This is a genomic window from Longimicrobiaceae bacterium (genome assembly GCA_036375715.1).
Classification (GTDB): Bacteria; Gemmatimonadota; Gemmatimonadetes; order Longimicrobiales; family Longimicrobiaceae; genus DASVBS01.
The window spans coordinates 114,241-132,385 of the sequence record DASVBS010000031.1 but is presented as its reverse complement, the minus strand read 5'-3'; the positions used below and the strand labels follow the sequence as shown (position 1 = coordinate 132,385).

11 protein-coding genes are annotated in these 18,145 nt (G+C 67.2%); 4 read left to right on the top strand and 7 right to left on the bottom strand.

Translation table 11 applies throughout. The annotated features are described in order from the left end of the window. Window positions 1-119 precede the first annotated feature (119 nt). Entirely contained in the window at window positions 120-1,832 is a 1,713-nt protein-coding gene (locus VF167_05970; GenBank protein HEX6924954.1) for a methyl-accepting chemotaxis protein, read from the top strand. A gap of 183 nt (window positions 1,833-2,015) precedes the next feature. On the opposite strand, the gene VF167_05965 is transcribed toward VF167_05970, so the two are convergent. After that, a complete protein-coding gene (locus VF167_05965) occupies window positions 2,016-3,164 on the bottom strand; it encodes a saccharopine dehydrogenase C-terminal domain-containing protein (protein ID HEX6924953.1) in 1,149 nt (382 codons plus the stop codon). A gap of 152 nt (window positions 3,165-3,316) precedes the next feature. Between VF167_05965 and infA the strand changes: the two genes are divergently transcribed. Further along, window positions 3,317-3,532 carry a translation initiation factor IF-1 gene (infA, locus tag VF167_05960; protein ID HEX6924952.1) on the top strand — a complete coding sequence of 72 codons (216 nt, stop codon included), beginning with the start codon at window positions 3,317-3,319 and terminating at the stop codon, window positions 3,530-3,532. 39 nt (window positions 3,533-3,571) lie between these two features. Here infA and VF167_05955 read toward each other — a convergent pair whose 3' ends face one another. From VF167_05955 to VF167_05940, 4 genes are read right to left on the bottom strand one after another with little or no spacing between them, the layout of a single operon-like run. Then, window positions 3,572-4,261, bottom strand: a complete 690-nt coding sequence (locus VF167_05955; GenBank protein ID HEX6924951.1) for an HAD-IA family hydrolase — start codon at window positions 4,259-4,261, stop codon at window positions 3,572-3,574. Between the two features lie 13 nt (window positions 4,262-4,274). Then, window positions 4,275-5,195 carry an alkaline phosphatase family protein gene (locus tag VF167_05950; protein ID HEX6924950.1) on the bottom strand — a complete coding sequence of 307 codons (921 nt, stop codon included), beginning with the start codon at window positions 5,193-5,195 and terminating at the stop codon, window positions 4,275-4,277. A 4-nt stretch (window positions 5,196-5,199) separates the two neighbouring features. Further along, window positions 5,200-5,958 carry a nucleotidyltransferase domain-containing protein gene (locus VF167_05945; GenBank protein ID HEX6924949.1) on the bottom strand — a complete coding sequence of 253 codons (759 nt, stop codon included), beginning with the start codon at window positions 5,956-5,958 and terminating at the stop codon, window positions 5,200-5,202. After that, window positions 5,955-6,788, bottom strand: coding sequence for a TPM domain-containing protein (locus tag VF167_05940; GenBank protein ID HEX6924948.1), 834 nt, complete (start codon window positions 6,786-6,788; stop codon window positions 5,955-5,957). Before VF167_05940 ends, VF167_05945 begins: the two co-directional genes overlap by 4 nt. A 162-nt stretch (window positions 6,789-6,950) precedes the next feature. Here VF167_05940 and VF167_05935 point away from each other — a divergent pair, with 162 nt between their 5' ends. Next, window positions 6,951-7,724, top strand: coding sequence for a hypothetical protein (locus tag VF167_05935; GenBank protein ID HEX6924947.1), 774 nt, complete (start codon window positions 6,951-6,953; stop codon window positions 7,722-7,724). 62 nt (window positions 7,725-7,786) lie between these two features. Here VF167_05935 and VF167_05930 read toward each other — a convergent pair whose 3' ends face one another. Together VF167_05930 and VF167_05925 are read right to left on the bottom strand one after the other, a co-directional pair. Continuing rightward, window positions 7,787-12,814 (bottom strand): translocation/assembly module TamB domain-containing protein, encoded by a 5,028-nt coding sequence (locus VF167_05930; GenBank protein HEX6924946.1) that lies wholly within the window; start codon window positions 12,812-12,814, stop codon window positions 7,787-7,789. After that, entirely contained in the window at window positions 12,814-15,024 is a 2,211-nt protein-coding gene (locus VF167_05925; GenBank protein HEX6924945.1) for a BamA/TamA family outer membrane protein, read from the bottom strand. Before VF167_05925 ends, VF167_05930 begins: the two co-directional genes overlap by 1 nt. 282 nt (window positions 15,025-15,306) lie before the next feature. On the opposite strand from VF167_05925, the gene VF167_05920 reads away from it, so the two are divergent. Then, the gene (locus tag VF167_05920; GenBank protein ID HEX6924944.1) at window positions 15,307-18,123 is read left to right on the top strand and encodes a 2-oxoglutarate dehydrogenase E1 component; all 2,817 of its coding nucleotides are present in this window, start codon (window positions 15,307-15,309) and stop codon (window positions 18,121-18,123) included. Window positions 18,124-18,145 lie beyond the last annotated feature (22 nt).

Genomic DNA, 18,145 nt, shown 5'->3' with positions numbered 1-18,145 from the left:
TCCTCCCTTCCGCCTTCGCGCCCGCTCGTCGGTGCCGGACGGACGCTCACCGCCCTGCCCTTCCTCTTCGTGGGCGGGTGCGAACCGCATGCAGGAACTCGACTGCAGGACTCCTAGCCATGCTCCGCTTCATCCGTCATCACCTCTCCACGCTCAAAGGCCGGCTGGTCCTGGGAGCGGCGGCGCTCCTCACCCTGATCGGTGCCGCCACCTGGATCGGCTACGCCACCGTGGAGACGCTCACCAGCGAGATCACCACCCGCCTCGAGGCGGTACGGCGCAGCACGGCGATCGGAGGTGAGTTGGAGGCGATCCTGCTGCAGCAGATCGACGCTGGAGAAGAGTACGTTCGGACGGGTGATCCGCGGGCCGCTGAGCAGTTCGCCGACTTCGGCCGCTCGGGTCACGCAATCACCGGCCAGTACAAGCGACTGCGCGACCTCACCACGCCGGAGCAGGCGCAGATCGCCGCCCTGGAGGAGCTGCACGCCCGGATGGAGGCCGATTTCGCGCTCGCCCACGCCCTGCGCGACCAGGGACGGATCCAGGAGGCGAATGAGCGCATGGACTCGGCCTCGCTGGCCACGCGCAGCCTGCAGACCGCGATCCGCAACATCAGCGCGGAACAGACGGAGAAGATGGCCGCCGCGAGCGCGACCCTGGAGCAGATGGGGAGCGACCGTCAGTCGATCCTGCTGGCGGTGCTGACCCTCGCTCTGGGACTGGGTGGGTGGATCATGTACGCCGCCATCCGCGGCATCGATCTGCCCCTCAAGCAGCTCATGAGCGCGGCCCGCCAGCTGGGCGAGGGCGACCTCCGCGTCCATCTCGAGGAGAAGCGGCTGCTGAAGGAGTTTGCTGCGCTCGCCGCCTCCTTCAACACCATGGCCTCGCAGCTGCGCACCCTGGTATCCGAGACCGCAAGCATCGCCGAACAGGTTTCCGCCTCCGCCTTCGACCTGTCCAGCATCAGTGAGGAGGTCGCGGCCTCCAGTGGGGAGGTCGCCACCGCCATGGTGGAGATCACCCGGGGCGCGGAGAGCCAGTCCGAGGGGTTGCAGAGCACCCGCTGCGCCCTCGCGGCGATGGGCAAGCGCACGCAGGGGATCGCCATCGCGTCCGGGGAGGTGACCACACTGAGCGACCAGATCGACGCGACCGCCGCGGAGAGCGGAGAGCAGGTGGCGGGCGCGTTGGGGATGCTGCTGGAGATCCGCGGCGTGGTTCAGGCCTCGGAGCTGGAGGTGCGCGACCTGGAACGCGCCTCCTCACGGATTGATAGCTTCGTGGAGACGATCACCGGAATCGCCCGGCAGACCAACCTGCTGGCGCTCAACGCCGCGATCGAGGCCGCGCGAGCCGGTGAGCACGGACGGGGCTTCGCGGTGGTGGCCGAGGAAGTCCGGAAGCTCGCCGACGGCTCGGCGGGAGCGGCCCGGGAGGTCGCCCAGGTGGTTCAGGAGATCCGCGGGCAGATCACCCGGATGGTGGGGACGATGGAGCGCGGCTCCGCGCGCGTGGCGGGGGTGGAAGAGGTGTCCAAGACGGCCGGAGATTCGCTTGCGTGCATTCGTCAGCAGATCGAGGACATCCGCCGGGCCGCGTGCCGCGTAGCGGAGGCCGTGGCGAGCAACCAGGAGGCTCTCAAGGAAGTCGAGGAGGGGCTGGCGGGCGTCCTGGAGACGGCCGAGGCGCACGCGGCGAGCGCCGAACAGGTGGCAGCGGCCGCGCAGGAGCAGTCGGCCGCGACCGAAGAGGTCTCCGGGGCGAGCCAGCAGCTACTGCTGACAGCCGAGCGCATGAAAGAGCTGGTGAGCGGCCTGAAAGCCTAGAACTCAGCCCCCCCGGTCCGCCGAATTACGAATTACGAATTACGAATTACGAACTGCAAGGATGCTGGAGACATCGCTACGAATCCCCAGTTCGTATCTAAACATCATCCGGTCGCCGTTCAAGCCTCAATTCGCAATTCGTTGTAAGTCGTAATTCGTAATTCGTAGCTCACCTCCGCGCCTCTACGCCGACGTCTGCCGCACCTCGATGCCGCGCTCCCGCAGCGCAGCCACGTAGGGATCGGCGGGGATGGCCTCGTCAGCGGTCCACACCCCCGGCGCTACCGCGCCTTCCACCTGCAACAGCGCGGTGATTGCGAGGGAAAAGCCGGTGGTCCGCATCATGGCGGTGATCCCGGTGCGCGGGTCGTAGTGGTCGAGCAGGTCCCAGCGCAGGGTGCGCTCCTCACCCCCCTTCTCACCGGTCACCTCCACGCGCATCGCCACCAGATCCGGGCTTTCGGCCGGGTCTCTGCGCAGGCGGGGACCCGCCACGGCGAGGAAGAGATCGCGCGGCGCGACCCTCACGCCCCCCACTTCGACAGGCTCCCGGTCAAACAGCCCCAGGTCGCGGATCACCCGCATCACCATGGCATGCCCGGGGTAGCGGAGGGTCTTGTACTCCATCGACTCGACCACCCCCTCGTAGCGCTGGGCCATGAGGGAAAGGCCGCCCGCCGTGTGGAATGCTTCCAGCCGCCCCGCTCCGGGGAACTCCAGCTCTTCCACCTCCGAGAGGGCCTCCCTGCGCTGCAGCCGCCCCTCACGCAGGACCCACGAGAGGCTGGTGTAGTAATCGATCACCCCTTCCAGGCTGTACACCACCTGGTATCCGAGCGGGGGTTCCGGGCGCTGCGGGAGGCCGCCGACCAGGATCCGTACCGACCGCACCCGGTCAAGGCTGCGAATGCCCTTTTCGGCCAGGATGTTCACCATCCCCGGGGCCAATCCGCAGTCGGCGACGGCGCTCACCCCTCGCTCCCGCGCCTGCGCACTGCGCTTCTTCTGGCGCAGCACGATCTCCGTGTTCCCACCCAGGTCGCAGAAGTGTGAGCCCGCGGCGATTGCCGCCTCCATCATCGGCAGGTTGAGGTAGTACGGCAGGGCACAGAGGGTGGCGTCGGCGCCCTCCATCACCCGATCCACGCTGCCCGGGTCATCCGCGTCGACACGAACCAGCTTCAGCCTGGTATCCTGAAAAGCAGCGAGAAAGGAAGGGAGTCTGCCGGGGAGTTCCCGATCGGCCAGGACCACTTCAGCGTCGCTGTGCGTCAGCAAGTCGTACGCGCAGGCGGAGCCCTGCTGACCAGCGCCCAACACGAGCATGCGCATCCGTAGCTTCCTCCTGGCCGGAACCCCGACGATTGGATGGAATATGAGCGGAAAGCTGGGGCGTTGTTTCCTCTTTTCCGCTTCCCGCTAGCTCTCTATATTCGTAAGATACTCCGGTGTTGCCGGTTAACCCCACAACAGGAGAAAACTGCTTGGCGAAAGAAGCAATCGAGATGCAGGGTACCGTCACGGAGGTCCTGCCGGATACCAACTTCCGTGTGCAGCTCGAAAACGGGCATGAGGTGCTCGCCTACATCTCCGGCCGGATGCGCAAGAACTACATCCGGATCCTCGAAGGCGACCGCGTGACCGTGGAGCTATCCCCCTACGATCTCCGCCGCGGCCGCATCACCTACCGGTTCAAGTAGCTCGCCGCCGCTCGTCTGCTCTACCGTCTTCTCTATATCTCACGCAGCGCTTCCGCCCGCGGCGACCCGCTGGAGTGCGCCGTTATCGATCAGCTCGAGGACCTCTTCCGGCCGCCTCAGGAAATAAGTGGGGCGCTCCGATTCGAGGGCTTTGCGCGGGAAGGGCCCCCACAGGGCCGCTGCGGTCCGCGTGCCTGCCTCCCGGCCGGCCGCCATGTCGTGAGGCGAGTCACCCACCAAGATCGCCTGCTCGGCCACGACTCCGAGGCGGTCCAGCGCCAACAGGACCGGCTCCGGGTGCGGCTTGGGTGAAGCGACGTCTTCCGGGCTCACGATCACGGGGAAACGATCGGTAATGCCGCAGAGATCCAGTGCGCGCAGGGTGCTCTCGCGGTGCCGGCTGGTGACGATTGCCATCGCCATGCCTAGCTCCCGCAGCGCATCGAGAGTCTCGAGCACGCCGGCAAAGGGGCGGATCAGCCTCTCCGCCTGCGTCTCCTGGTAACGGCGATAGGTGGCGATCATCTCCTTGCACTCCTCGGGAGTGCGGGCGAAGCGATTCATCTGGATCTCCAACGGAGTGCCGAACCCACGCAGCCACTCCTCCTCCGGCGGCACTTCGCCGAGGTGCTGTTGCATCGTGAGCCTGTAGCACTCCATCACCAGCTCGGTCGTATCGGCCAGCGTGCCGTCGAAATCGTACAGGACGGCGCGCGTCTCGATTCTCATCACGATTCTCCCCTCAATCCACGTTCAGCACTCGCAGCAGCGCGGGGGCGACGTCGGTGATCGATCGCACGCCCCGCACCAGAGGTTCGGCACCCGGACCAACCGCGATAACCGGGACCGGGTTGGTGGTGTGGCCGACGGACGCATCCTCGATGTTGCCGTGGTCACTGGCTATGACCAGCAGCGTATCGCCTGGAAGCCCGGCGAGAACGCCGCTCAGAAAGCGGTCCACGCGTTCCAGTACCGCGACGGCCTCCGACAGGTCCCCGCGGTGACCCACGTAGTCGGTGTCGTAGTGAGCGAACAACGTGAGCTCCGCCTGCCGGGAGATGTGTGAAAGGCGCTCTCCGGCCGCCTCGGGAGCGATCTCTTCGACCTCCGGGAAGTGCCGGCGCCAGCGCTCGTTGGTGATCGAGGACGCCACCGCACGACCCTCCCGCAACGCTTCCAGGTGTCGGTCGAGCACGCCGGCGAGCTGCGCGGCGAGGGGCACGGCGCCCGGCCTCCGGGGCACCTCACCCGGTGGGGAGGGACGGGGGATGGCGTTGGCGAATGCAACTCTCTCACCTGCCGCGGCCGCGCGGCTGAGCAGGTTGCGCTGAGCCAGCAGGTCCCGCAGGACGGTGGGAATCCACGGCCCGAAATGGCGGCCGAACTCCCGCGCCGCGTTCTCGCCGGTGAGCAGGGCGGTCTGGCCGGTACCGCTCTGGGGCAGCCCCGCGACGCCCAGGGTGGCGTCTGCAGCCACCCAGGAAGCGGCCCCATCACCGGCCTCATTTCCCGAGACGTCGCCCAGCACGGGAATCCGCCCGCCGAAGAGCTCACGGAAGTTCGGCAATTGCGCGCCGAGCCAGGGGTTTACCCCCGGCTCGGCAGTACCGATCCCCATCCCGTCGATGAAGACCAGCAGCACCCGGTTGGCCGAGGGCGTCACATCCTCACGCGGAAGTGGAAGGAGCCTGCAGCCCGTCGAGCCAGGCGGTCGCCCGCGAGACCGAGGTCAGGTAGCCGGTGACCACCGGATCATCGGCGGCCGGGCTCAACTCTGCACCGCGGCTCCGTGCCGCGAGGACCTCCTGGAAAGCGGCGGGATCGAACCCGGCGTGCGCGGCAACCGCAGCGATGGTGACGTCGGAGTCACGCGGTGCCGACTCCCCCGCGAGCCGTAGGCCGGCGCGGAAGAGGGTGAGAAAGGTGGGAAAGGAGCGGGTCAGCATCTGACCGAGTCCCTGGGGATCGTCGGCAAGGAGCAGGTACTGCTCCCGCAGCTGAATCAGCTTCGACTTCAGCTCGTGCTCGCAGTTGAGGCGCAGGTGCTCCCAGTCGATGTGCAGCCCCTCGAACGGATCGAGGCCGTGGAGCACCACGTGGGCGTCGCGCATGTCGCTGTACTCGATGGGGAAGACATCCGCCGATGCACGCCACTCCGCTTCGCTGAACATGAGCGGCGGCGGATTGCGCTGCGCCGCCCATTCGCGCGCGATCTCCGTGCCGCGATGCAGCACGGAGGGGTTCACGGCGCGCAGCAGCACCAGGAGGTTGAGATCCGAGACCCCTTCTCGGTAATCGCCCCGTGCGGCCGATCCATAGAGCACCACGGAGACCAGCTCTTCTCCGTAGATCTCCTCCAGCCTCCTCGCGAACTCACGCGCCCTCTCGATCGGCTCCATTGGATCCTCGGTCTCTATCGTGATCACCAGCTCCCCCCTGCCCCGCCGCCGCCGAAGCCGCCACCTCCACCAAATCCGCCGAATCCGCCTCCACCGAATCCACCCCCACCAAAACCACCACCGAAGCCACCGAATCCACCCCGGCCCCATCCCCCACCGATGGGAAAGGGGATGATCACGGGTCCCCCGTGATAGCGACGCCTTCCGCCCCCACCTCGCCCGCCGGGGCCACCGCCTCCACCTCGACCCCCACCACCTCGCCGCCCGGAAAACAGAATCAACAGGATGACTGCGATGACCACCCAGGTGAAGATCCCCGGTCCACCTCCGCCCCCTCCACCGCTTTGCGGTTGCGCCTCCGCCGGGATCTCTCCGGTCAACTCGAAGCCGAACCGCTCGGCGTACTCCATCGCCAGGGCGGTCACGCCGCGCAGGATCCCCAGCCCGTAGTCCTCTTGTTGGAAGGCCGGAACCATCTGCTCCCGACCGATGCGGCCCGCCTCCGAAGCGGTAATGAACGTGTTGGTGCCGAGGCCGACCTCGATTTTCCAGCGGCGCTCCTGCGGCGCTACCAGCACGATCAGGCCGGTGTTTCGTGCCGGATCACCCGGCTCCCCGACCCGCCCGACACCCCACTGCCGACCGATCGCCAGCGCCACCTCGTCTGCCGTCCGACCCTGCAGTGAAGGCAGAGTCACGACCACCATCTCGCCCCCCGATTTCGCGCGCACCTCCTGTATCACCGCGTCGATCTGGCGCTCACGCTCCGGAGGGATGATGTCGGCGAAATCGTTGACGTAGCCGACCGGCGCGGGAATCTGCAGTCCGCCGGTGTCCTGCCCCCCTGCCACCGGCACGGCAACCAGTCCGAGGCCCAGAAAAAGCAGTAGCTCCGACAGGACGCGTTTCAGGGAGCCCCCAGCCGGACGGGGTTGAAAAGAAAATGGACGCTCGGTACCTTGGCTCAAACTTTTCCCCTGGCTAGAGAGCCTAACTCTAATTGAATGCTGGAGTTGCAAATGAAGCGAGCATTTGCGCTGCCGCTCCTGACCCTGCTTCTCGGGTCGGCTGCGTGCAGCAGAACCCAGGTCGTAGCGGAAGTAACGATGGTCGAAGACAGTATCGGGCAGAGTATCCCTCTGCCGGAAGTCCCGATCCAGCTTCTCCCCTACGACCGCGACGCCATCTTTGATTCGCTGGAAGCCGCCTACGGCACTCCCGAGCCTCCTATTCCCCCTGACCTGATCGCGCAGCGGCAACAGATCGTCCAGGCGCAGCAGCAGCAGACCGAGCTCGAAGCGCGCCTGCAATCGCTGCAGGACTCCCTGGGAGTCGTCGCCCAGCGAACCCAGCAGATGCAGGAGCAGGACCTCCTGGATACCCCCGAATACCGAGAGGTATTCGAGACTTTCAGCAGACTAGAGAGGGAGGTTGAAAGCGTCAAGCAAGCGGTGGACTCTGCTCAAGCCCGGGTTACGGCGCTCCAGCAGGCGACCATGGCTCGCGCGGATTCGTTGCGCGCCGCCCGCGACGCCTGGGCGGAGGAAGCGTTCCGTGACTTCCAGCAGGTCGCCGACGCGAAGGTTGAGCAGCGGGGTGTGGAACCCGTGGCCGACACCACCAACACTGATGGTATCGCCGTCTTCGAGGTGCCCGAAGGGCAGTGGTGGGTCTACGGCCGCTATGCCCTGCCCTACGAAGAGCTGTACTGGAACGAGCCGATCGAGGTCACCGGCGACAGCATTCACATCGAGCTGAACGAGGAGAACGCGGAGCGCCGCCCCGTGCTCTGAACCGCTTTGCTTTTGCGTCCTGGGAGAAAGGGCCGGCCCACGCAGGACCGGCCCTTTGTCGTTCACTCCTCGTTTTCGGGCCGGGCGGCCTGAGGATCGGCGCCGTTGGGAGGCGGTTGCGGTAGCTCCTCGCCCTCCCGCTCGTTCGCCGGGCCGCCCCCTTCCGGAGACTCGGAAAGGGTATCGGGGGGTGCGACGGCTTCGATCGGAGCGGACTCTACTACGGAATCTTCCTCGAGATCGGGCACCGGCAGCTCGGTCTGTCTCGGTTTCTCGAACTCCCAGGTGCCCCGGACCTCGACCGAGAACTGGTAGGGGATCTCGGACGCGGTGATGTAGAGCGTTCCCAGCGCCGACTGCACCGGCTCCCGCGCGATCGTCGTCGTCAGCTGGTCGTTCACTCGCCAATCCATACGCAGGCCGAACAGCGTGCCGCGAACCGAGCTGTTGTCTCCCCTGAGGGAAGAGAGCACCCCCGTCTCCAGGGTGAGGAAGAGGTCCTCGACCACCTGCACCCCGCACTCCAGCGAGGTGGCACCGAGCGGATCCACCAGGTTCAGAAGGTTCGGGCGGCCGCGGAGGCGGAAGTACTCGCAGGGGAGCCCCAGGTCGTTGAGTTGGCGACTGAGCAGGCCGCCGACGAACTCCTGGATGACGAGCTGTTGCGCCAGGGCACCTGTCCCCTGGTTCAAGCGGAAGGAGGGCTGTCCGAAGACCAGCCAGCTCAACAACTCCGACTCCGGCAGGGGCGGACGGGTATTGGAGGTCAGCTCGATGCTGGGGTTCTCGAGCGTTCCGGTCAGGTGCACGAGCACTGCGAGCGCCTGCTGTCCCCCCGCGGTTCCGGCCTGCACCTCGTGCTCCGCCGTGATGTCGATCTCGGGGTTGAAGTTGGGTGTTCCCAGGAAGCGCACGGAGCCGCTCACCACCTCGAACTCGCGATAGAGCGGTCCGATCGGAAGGGTGTAGGTGCCACGCACCGCCTCCATGGTGCCGAAGAGCTGCATGTCCGGCCCGTTCCGGATCACTACCAGGTCCCCGCGAATCTGGACGTTGGCCTCGTCCGACTCGAGCCAGACCCCCTCCTCGACGGCGACCTCCAGACCGCTGATGCGAACCTGTTCCAGGAGGCTTGGCCCGATGGCCGCGGCGACCGCGGTGTCGGCTCCCACCTGGCCCACGTCGACGTTCGCGATCTCCAGCGGGACCTGCTCCCCGAGCGACGGGATGTAGATCGCGCCGTCCTGGAGGCGCACCGAGCCGGTGAGCACCGGTTCGGGCATGACTCCCTCGAGGCGTACGTTGCCCGACATGGTCAGGTTGGCGATCTGACGGTTGTCGATGGCGTGGAAGCCATCGAAGGACGCGGTGAGATAGAGCTCCGGCCGCTCGAGGTCCGTCACCCGCACCGAGCCGTTCACCTCGCCGCGCCCGGCGCTCCAGACCACCAGCGAGTCGATGAGGATCTGCTGCTCGTCGAGGATGAAATGCCCGGAGATGCGCTCGAACCTCCGGCCGAGTTGCGGAGCGGTGACGGCGCCGTTGATCACGGTGGCGTAGCCGCTGAGCAGGGGGTCCTCGGCGGTCCCTTGCAGGTCGAGCTGACCGACGATCATGCCGGCACCATCGGAGACCTGCGACGATCCGGCGGTGAGCAGCCCCAGGGGGAGCGAATCGGCGCGAATGTTGGCCACGACCGGCTCGGTGCGGATCAGCTCTCCCGAGGGAGCGACCCCGTCGAGCGTCACGGTCATCGGGATCTCTGCACGAGCCACCGCCACCGGCACCGAGCCCTGCCATAGGTTGGCCTCAGTCACCAGTCGCTGCGCATCGTACTGCGCGTTCAGCGACATCGAGTCGAGCAGCACTCCCTGGTAGCGCAGCCCGGATCCGTAAGCCCGGGCGACCAGTCTCGGCGTCTGCGTGGTGCCCTGCAGGAGCAGGTCGAGGTCGACCACGCCTCCGAGGTCTGGGGCGTCCGGCAGGAGGCGGCGGACCAGCTCGAGGTCGAGGCGTCGCACCTCCATCCTCAGGTCCGTCGCACCGCTCTCCGGAAGCTGCCCGGCAATCCTGACGCTGGCGTTGGGATCGGTGCGGCTCCGCAGCACGAAGTTCGAGACCTGCACGCCGTCAGGCCCACCCCAGCGAACCTCCGCCGGGGCCTCCAGGTCCCAGACGAGGAGCCCCGCGCGGAGCAGCAGGGAATCCAGCAGGAGGCCGCGCGGTTCCCTCCCCTCCAGCTCGAGGGCTCCCCTGAGCTGGATGTCGCTGCCCGCCTCGCGCGTCACTGCCAGGCGGACGGCCATGCTGTCCTGCGTCCCATCCGCGGCGAACCGCAGCGAGTCCATGGTCATGTTGGGAAGGGCGAGCCCGTCTCCCGAAACCAGGACCGAGCCCTCGATCTGCTCCACCCTCTCGCCGATCGCCAGGTCCGCGTCCAGCTCCAGACGCTCGGCAAGATAGCGTTCGTAGCGGAGCTCCTGCCCGCGGAAGTAGGCGGTGACCACGGGCGCGCGGATCGACCCCGTCAGCGTCGCCTGCATGACGAACGAGCCGGTAAGCCGTGGCGGCAGACCGGTGACACCGCTGGCAAGTGGGGCAAGGCGGCTGAGGTCCCGGGACACCGCGCGGATCTGTAGGGGGTTCCCGCTGACCGGACGAGAGAGGCCCAGCCTCCCCTGTGCGCTGAGCTGCGTTCCCGCCAGGCCTCCTTCCAGCGTGCGCACCTGCAGCACCCCGTCATCCACCGCGAGGTCCAGGTTCAGCCGGTCGAGCCGCATCCCTCCCACCGTGGATCCGAGGGCGTTGAAGCGCAGGGAACCGGCGAGTGTCTCGAGACTCGTTCCCTGCCCCTCCAGCTCGACCGTGCCGCGCAGCGAGGTGGAGGGGAGGAGTTGCAGTCCGGGCAACTGCCTCAAATCGAGACCGACGACCTGCCCCGATGCCGCATAGAGGGGAACCTTGCCGGAGAGGTAATAGCCCGATAGGTCGAGTATGCCCGCCTGGCCACGAAGGTCGACGGCGAAGCGGTACGGGTCGGTTCCACCGCCCGTCAGCTCGATCCGTCCGGTCATCCGCGAGGGGAACAGCCGCGGACGACCGATCACCGCGCCCAGGTTGAAGTTCGATACGTCACCCGCCACGTCGATCAGGGCCGGGGCGTCGGTCCCTGAGCGGAAGGTGCCGGCCAGGGCGAAGCGCCCTTCCTGCTCCGCCTCCTCCCCTTCCTGCGCCAGGTCCACGTCGAAAGCGAACTGCTGGCTGCTGCCGTTCACCTGGAAGGTTCCCGTCACCGGTCCTTCCATCGGGACCGACCGGGCGAGCACGGCTTCCGCGTTGAACGCCGCGACCTCACCGTTTACATCGAAGCGGAGGGGGTCGCCGGGCCAGACGGCTCCCTGCGCCATGATGCTACCGGCGGAGCCCGCGAGCTGCGCGTCGATCCGCACCTCGTCCGCGGTGCCGCTCAAGCGGAGCGGCCCGGCGAAGCGTGCGCTCCGGAAGGGCAGTCCGGGGAAGAGCGCCGCCAACGTCCCCAGGGCAATCGGCTGCGCCTGGGTAGAGAGGTCGAAGCGAAGCTCGGGGTCGAGCCGGATGCTGGCCGAAATCTCGGTGAGCGTGGTGACCGGTGCTTCTCCCACCTCATAATCGAGCCGACCCTGGCTGAGCTGCAGATCACGCGGGGTGCCTTCCAGAATCACGCTCCCGCGCAGGACTCCTCTCAGGCGGTCCGCATTCTCCTCAGAGAGGGGGCGCAGCGCCTCCAGGTAGAGCGGCTGCACCGCCACCCTCAACCCCGCGAACCGCACCTCCATCTCCTCGGTGAGGGCGATGGGGCCCTGAACGAAGATGGTCGAAGCGGTCGTCTCGCGGCTCTCCGGCGTGACCGCCGCGGTGAGGTCGAGCTGCAGCTCCGCCGTGTCGCCCGCGACCCCGCCGGCCGAACTGACCGTGCCGGTGATCTCTCCGGTGTAGGGAAGGTCTGCACCGATTCCGAACGAGCGCACCGTCTCGATGCGGAGGGGCTCGAGAGACAGACGGGTCTCGCCGAACGCGGCGGGCGCGTCACCTCCGATCTCGGCCGACAGATAGCCTGTGATCCGGGAGTCGCGCACCTCCACCTCGAGGTCGCTCGCGCCAATTGCCAGGCGCGACCCGACGCCACCCTGGACGGCAAAGGCTCCGCGCGCGGTTCCATCCTCGGGAAGGGCAGGCACGAACCACCGCGCATCGGAAAACGCAAGTGGCTGCACCTGGCCTTCGACGTCCACCTGCACCCCGTTCTCGGTGAATTCCAGGGTGCCCGAGGCGGCCATCACCGATTGACCGGTACGCAGCTCCCGCAGGCCGAAGGTGATGGGGCCGTCGGCGGGGGCCTCAGCGAACCCGGCCAGCTGGGTGATCCTCGTGGCCGGGTCGGTCAACATGGCCGTGAGAGCCGCAATTTCCACCCGCCACCCCTGGCCGCCACCCACCCGAACGAGGGGTAGACGGGCGTCGACGTTGCGCGCCCAGCGGAGGCGCATGGCCGACCCGCCGGAGCGCGCCAGGCGCACGTCGGGGGGTAGCTCGGTGGAAAGCGAATCCGGCTCGTAGGGAGTGACAACGCGGATGCGGGCGTCCTCCAGGCGCACGTCGCGCAGCTCGATCGGCCGCCCCTCCTCTCCCTCCAGCTCCTGCCCACCGGCCGTTACTACCATTGCCTGCGTCAGGTTGATCTCGCCTGACGGAGACTGCTCGAAGTTGACGTACGGCCGCAGGAGACGGACCTCGTCCGCCACGATCGGCCCATCGCCCGAGAGCGAGCTCAAACGCACGCGGAGTCGCGCGGTGGGGGCCGCGAACATCGTGTCGCCTTCCTCGGAGCGGACGACGATCTCCGAGGCCGAAACCACGGCGATGCTGTCCCCCTCCACCCGCTCGAGCTCGAAAGCCGAGGGAGGAAGGCCAACCGTGCGGATCACGCTTTCGGCCAGGGCCGCGTCGGAGACCGCGCGGAAATAGAGGTAGGCCGCGAGGAGGGCCAGGAGGAAGCCGGCGGCGAGACCGGCGAGGAGCATCGTCCCCTGCCGCAGCCGGCGCTTGAGCATCAGAACGCCTGCCCTACCGCGATGTGGAGCTGGAACCGGTCCAGCAGCGTCTCCTGCTCCGGCGCAAAGCGCGGCAGGAGCATGACCAGATCGCTGGACCCTTCGCCGCCGCCTCCCGTAGCGAGATAGAGCGGGCCTTCTCGCAGATCATAGGCGTTGTACCCGAGATCCGCGCGGATCGGCCCGACGGGGGTCGAGATCCGCAACCCGAAGCCTGGAGTTACCACCAGGTTCCCGCCCGCCAGGTCCACTCGGTTGTCGATCTCCTCCACCCCCGCCGCCCACACCTGTCCGACATCGACGAAGGCGGCGAGGCGGGTGAAGTCGGAGAGGAAGGGGGACGGACCCCGCAGCTCCAGGCTGCCCACGAACACCTGGGTGCCCCCTAGCGGGAAGGCGCGCGCAGGCACCTCCTCGACCGGACGGCCTTCATCGTGGACGACCCGGTTGTAGTCGTCTTCCTGCACCACGTAGGTCTGGGGGCCGAGGCCGTTGATCGGGAACCCTCGCACCGTATTCGGCCCTCCCGCGTAAAATCGCCGCTCCGGGGGCAGGGTACCCCGCCGCACGGCATCGGCCCCCGCGATGAAGCTCCCCGCTTGCAGACGGGCCGCCAACACCCATTCGGAGTTTAAGGCCAGATAGCCGGCGGCCTCGCCGAGCACGCTGAAATAGGTATCGTCGGAGAGGAACACCGGCGATGCCCAGGCGAAGTTCGTCCGTAGCTGGTAGCCGTTCGTCACCCGCAGGAGGTTCGTCGTACGATCGAGCGACGCGGTGAGGGTCACCGCGTTGGTCCAGCGATCGCGTCGCAATGGCTCCTGCTCCAGGCTGCTGCAGGCGGTGAAGAGCACGCAGAAGATCGCCGGTGACGCGGAGGTCGACCCGCGCTCCACCTGGAGGCCGGTGCCCACCAGCATTCCCCGTCCCACCTCCCGGCTCACGTTCACCTGCCCACCGACCGATTCTCGCAGGTAGAGCAGCAGCTCGGACTGACGCTCGGTGTGCAGCGTGGTGCTGAGCTGGGTCCGCGTACCGAGGAGCCGTGGCTGCCGGAAGTCGGCCGCCAGCCGGTAGGTCACCTCGTCGCTGAAGAGATCGTTCTCGAGGTCGCGGCAGAAGAAGGACCCTTGCAGGCCGAAGTCGAGGGGAGAGCCGACGCCGATCTTCGCCGCAGAGGCGGTGAGCTCCATCGTGCGCCCGCCGCCGAAAAAGTTCCGATCTCTGGCCCGCACGCCGCTCCGGAGGCAGTCCACCTGTCCCCAGCCCACCGCGGCTTCGGTCAGGTACTTGGGTGCTTCGACGATCCGCACGGCGACCGTGGCAGTGGTCGAATCCGTGTCGAGCTGGAGCGAGTCGGGAGCGATCTCGACTGCGGCGTAGTTGACGATCCCCAACTGATAGAGGCTCCGCTGGCTTTCCGTGAGCTCCTGTCGCTGGAGCAGATCGCCCTCGCGAACTCCTACCTGCCGACGGATGGTCGTCGGCCCCAGCTCGTCCGCGCCGAGAATGACAAGGCTGTCCACAGTCACCTGGGGACCGGGAACAGCCTGGTAGATCACCTCCGCCACGTCGGCGATGGTATCGATCGAATAGTTCCTCAGGACCTGAGCGTACGCGTAACCTCGGCGATACAACTCCGACTGAATGGTATCCGCCGCAGCCAGAAAGCCTACCCGGCGGAAAGGTCCGCCGGTAGCGATCGGCAGCTCCCGGGCGAGCTCTTCGAAGGGGATGATGCTGTCGACCCCTTCGATGGTGAGATCGGTCACCACCACCCGGTCGCCGGGAGAGATCCCGAAGCGCACTGAGAGGTATTCACCCATGGGCTCGACCGACGGTGTGACCCGGGAGCCATAATAACCGTGATCACGGTAGAAGAGGTGGAGCCGTACCACGTCGCCGTAGAGCTCCGTGAGGCTGAGTCGATACCGGCGCATCCCGAAGATGCAGAGCTTGCGCGGGAGAAAGGCCACTCGACAGCGAGGGGCGTGCGCCATGGTGATCGCCGCGAGTGAGTCGCGGGGGAGGACCAGATCCCCAACGAATTCCAGCTCGTCGACGTACATGCCCTCGTACTCGGCGAAGCCCGGAAAGGGCCCTCGCGCCGCAGGGTTCTGCGCGCACGCGGAGAGGAGGCACGCGAGCAGGCTCGCAAGCCACAGCAGGGTCGAGCGGCTCCTCGAGAAGGATCCGGACGAACTCTCCATGAGCGGCGGCACCAGGATGACCGGCGGACAAAACGCGGCCGCCAGGAGGCGGCGGGGACGACAATCTACACCCCGACAGAAGGTCGGAAAACATCCGTTATCGAGCAGCTCGCAGAGCCTGAGCGGGGGCGTCAGGTGCCGCCCGTTGCCGCAGGCCGCATACCGGCCTACGGCGAGAATCATGCAACGACCGTTCGCCGTAGCGGGTTTTTCGGCGGTACGTTAGAATAAAGGATCTCGTCGGCGGAGAAGCCGTCCGTCAGTACGCAAGGACCCCATTTCATGTCCGAAACTTCAGATCTCCGATCTTTTCACGGCCCCAATGCGGGGTACGTTCTCGATATTTACGAGCGCTACCGGAACGATCCCGACTCGGTGGATTCCACCTGGCGGGATTTCTTTCAGGATTTCGATCCGCAGGCGCTGACCACGGCACCGGCGCTCGCGCCCACGGGAGATCGAAGTGCGGCTGCCACCGCCCTACCTGTTTCGATCATCGTCGGGGCGCATGAGCTTGCCGAAGCGATTCGAGCGCGCGGCCACACTGCCGCCCGGCTGAGTCCGCTCGAGGACCCGACAGACCCGGACCCGGCGCTGCTACCAGCCACCCACGGGTTGTCGGAAGAGATACTGAAGCAACTGCCCGCCTCCGGAGTAGGAGGGCCCATCGCCGGCGAGGCGCGGAACGCGTTCGAGGGGATCGAACGGCTCCGCGCCATTTATTCAGGCACGATCGGCTACGAGTTCGATCACATCGTCGGCGCGGCCGAGCGGGAATGGCTGCGTGATGCGATCGAGTCCCGCCGCTACCACCTCCCCCTCGATGACGAGGGGAAGCGGTCGCTGCTCCGCCGCCTTTCGCAGGTGGAGGGGTTCGAGAAGTACCTGCACAAGGCGTTCTTCGGGCAGAAGCGCTTCTCCATCGAGGGCACCGATATGATGGTGCCCATCCTGGACGAGGTGATCGAACGAGCGGGTCAGGGGGGAGCTCGCGACATCGTGATCGGTATGGCCCACCGCGGCCGCCTCAACGTGCTCACCCACGTGCTCGAGAAGCCCTACGACCTGATGATCTCGGGCTTCGCGGGTGCCACTCAACCCCATCCGCTGAGCGAGGACGACCTCACCGGCGACGTGAAATACCACATGGGGTGGCGGGACACCCGCACCATCGGCGAGAACGAGGTGCGCATCACCCTCTCGCCCAACCCTAGCCACCTCGAGTTCGTCGACCCGGTGGTGGTGGGCATGACCCGCGCGGCGCAGGACGACACCACCGCTCCGGGTACCCCGCGCCTGGACACCGATGTCGCCCTCGCGATCCTGATCCACGGAGACGCAGCCTTCCCCGGCCAGGGTGTGGTCGCGGAGACGCTCAACATGTCCCGCATCGCCGGCTACACGGTGGGGGGCACGCTGCACATCATCGTCAACAACCAGATCGGATTCACCACCCCGCCTGCCCAGGCCCGCTCCACTCGCTATGCCAGCGACCTGGCGAAGGGCTTCGAGTTGCCGATCGTCCACGTCAACGCCGACGATCCGGAAGCCTGCCTGGCGGTGGCGCGGCTGGCCCTCGCGTACCGGGAGCAGTTCCACAAGGATTTCGTGATCGACCTTGTCGGCTATCGCCGCTGGGGGCATAACGAGGGGGACGAGCCGACCTTCACACAGCCCAAGATGTACGAGGTGATCCGCGCCCTCCCGACGGTCCGCGAGAAGTGGGCGGCTCGCCTGGTGGAGGAGGGGGTGGTATCGCAGGAGGAAGCGGACGCGATGCTGCAGTCGGTGCTCGACGAGCTCGCTCACGTCCATAGCCGGTTGCAGGAGTCGGATGCGACCCCACCCACGGCCGCGCCGGAGATCCGGCCGCGCCGTACGATCGAACCGCCGGAGACGGCAGTGCCCGCCGAGCGTCTGATCGAGTTGAACGAGGCGATGCTGGCGCGGCCCGAAGGCTTCGTCCCCAACGCCCGCCTCGCCAGGCTGCTGGAGAGGCGGCGCGACGCCATGGGGGAGAGCGGGGGGATCGATTGGGGGCATGCGGAGGCGCTCGCCTTCGCCTCCCTGATCGCGGAGGGGATTCCCGTGCGCCTGACGGGGCAGGATGCGGAGCGGGGCACCTTCAGCCATCGGCACCTGGTGGTGCACGACGCCGAAACGGGAGAGAAGCTGGACGTGATCGGCTCGATTCCGCAGGCGCGCGCCTCGTTCGAGGTGCACAACTCGCCCCTCTCGGAGATGGCGATCGTAGGCTTCGAGTACGGCTACTCCGTCTTCGACCCGCAGGTGCTGGTGGTCTGGGAAGCGCAGTTCGGTGATTTCGCCAACGGCGCGCAGGTCATCATCGATCAGTTCGCGGCCGCCGCCTACCAGAAGTGGGGGCAACGCTCCGCGCTGGTGTTCCTGCTGCCGCACGGCTACGAGGGGCAGGGCCCCGAGCATTCCAGTGCCCGCCTCGAGCGCTTCCTGCAGCTCGCCGCCGAAGACAACCTGCGGGTGGTGAATTGCACCACCGCCGCGCAGTATTTCCACCTGCTGCGCCGGCAGGCCGCTCTGCTGCGTCTCGACCCGCGGCCGCTGGTGGTGATGAGCCCGAAGAGTCTGCTACGCCACCCGCTGGCCGCTTCCCGGCTGGAGGAGCTCGCGACCGGCCGCTTCGAGCCCGTTCTGCCGGACGTCAGCGTGGATGGCCGGGAGGACGAGATCACCCGCCTGCTGCTCTGCACCGGCAAGGTCTACGTCGACCTGATGACCAGCGAATCGCGCGAGGGAGCGCGCAACGTGGCTCTGACGCGCGTGGAGGAGCTGTACCCCTTCCCCGCCGCGGCACTGCGGGCGCAGATCGACCGCTTTCCGGCGCTGCAGGAGATCGTCTGGGTGCAGGAGGAGCCGCGGAACATGGGCGCCTGGACCTTCGTTCGCTCCGAGCTGGTAAAGCTCGCCGGCGACGCCATCGAGGTGCGGTACACGGGCCGGCCCAATCGCGCCAGTCCGGCAGAAGGATACGCCACGCAGCACGCTGCCGAGCAGAACCGCATCGTCTCCACCGCCTGGGAGGATGCGCCGGCACCGCGTCGCGAACGCAAGAGAGCTTAAGAGAACACTCAAAGTCACTACA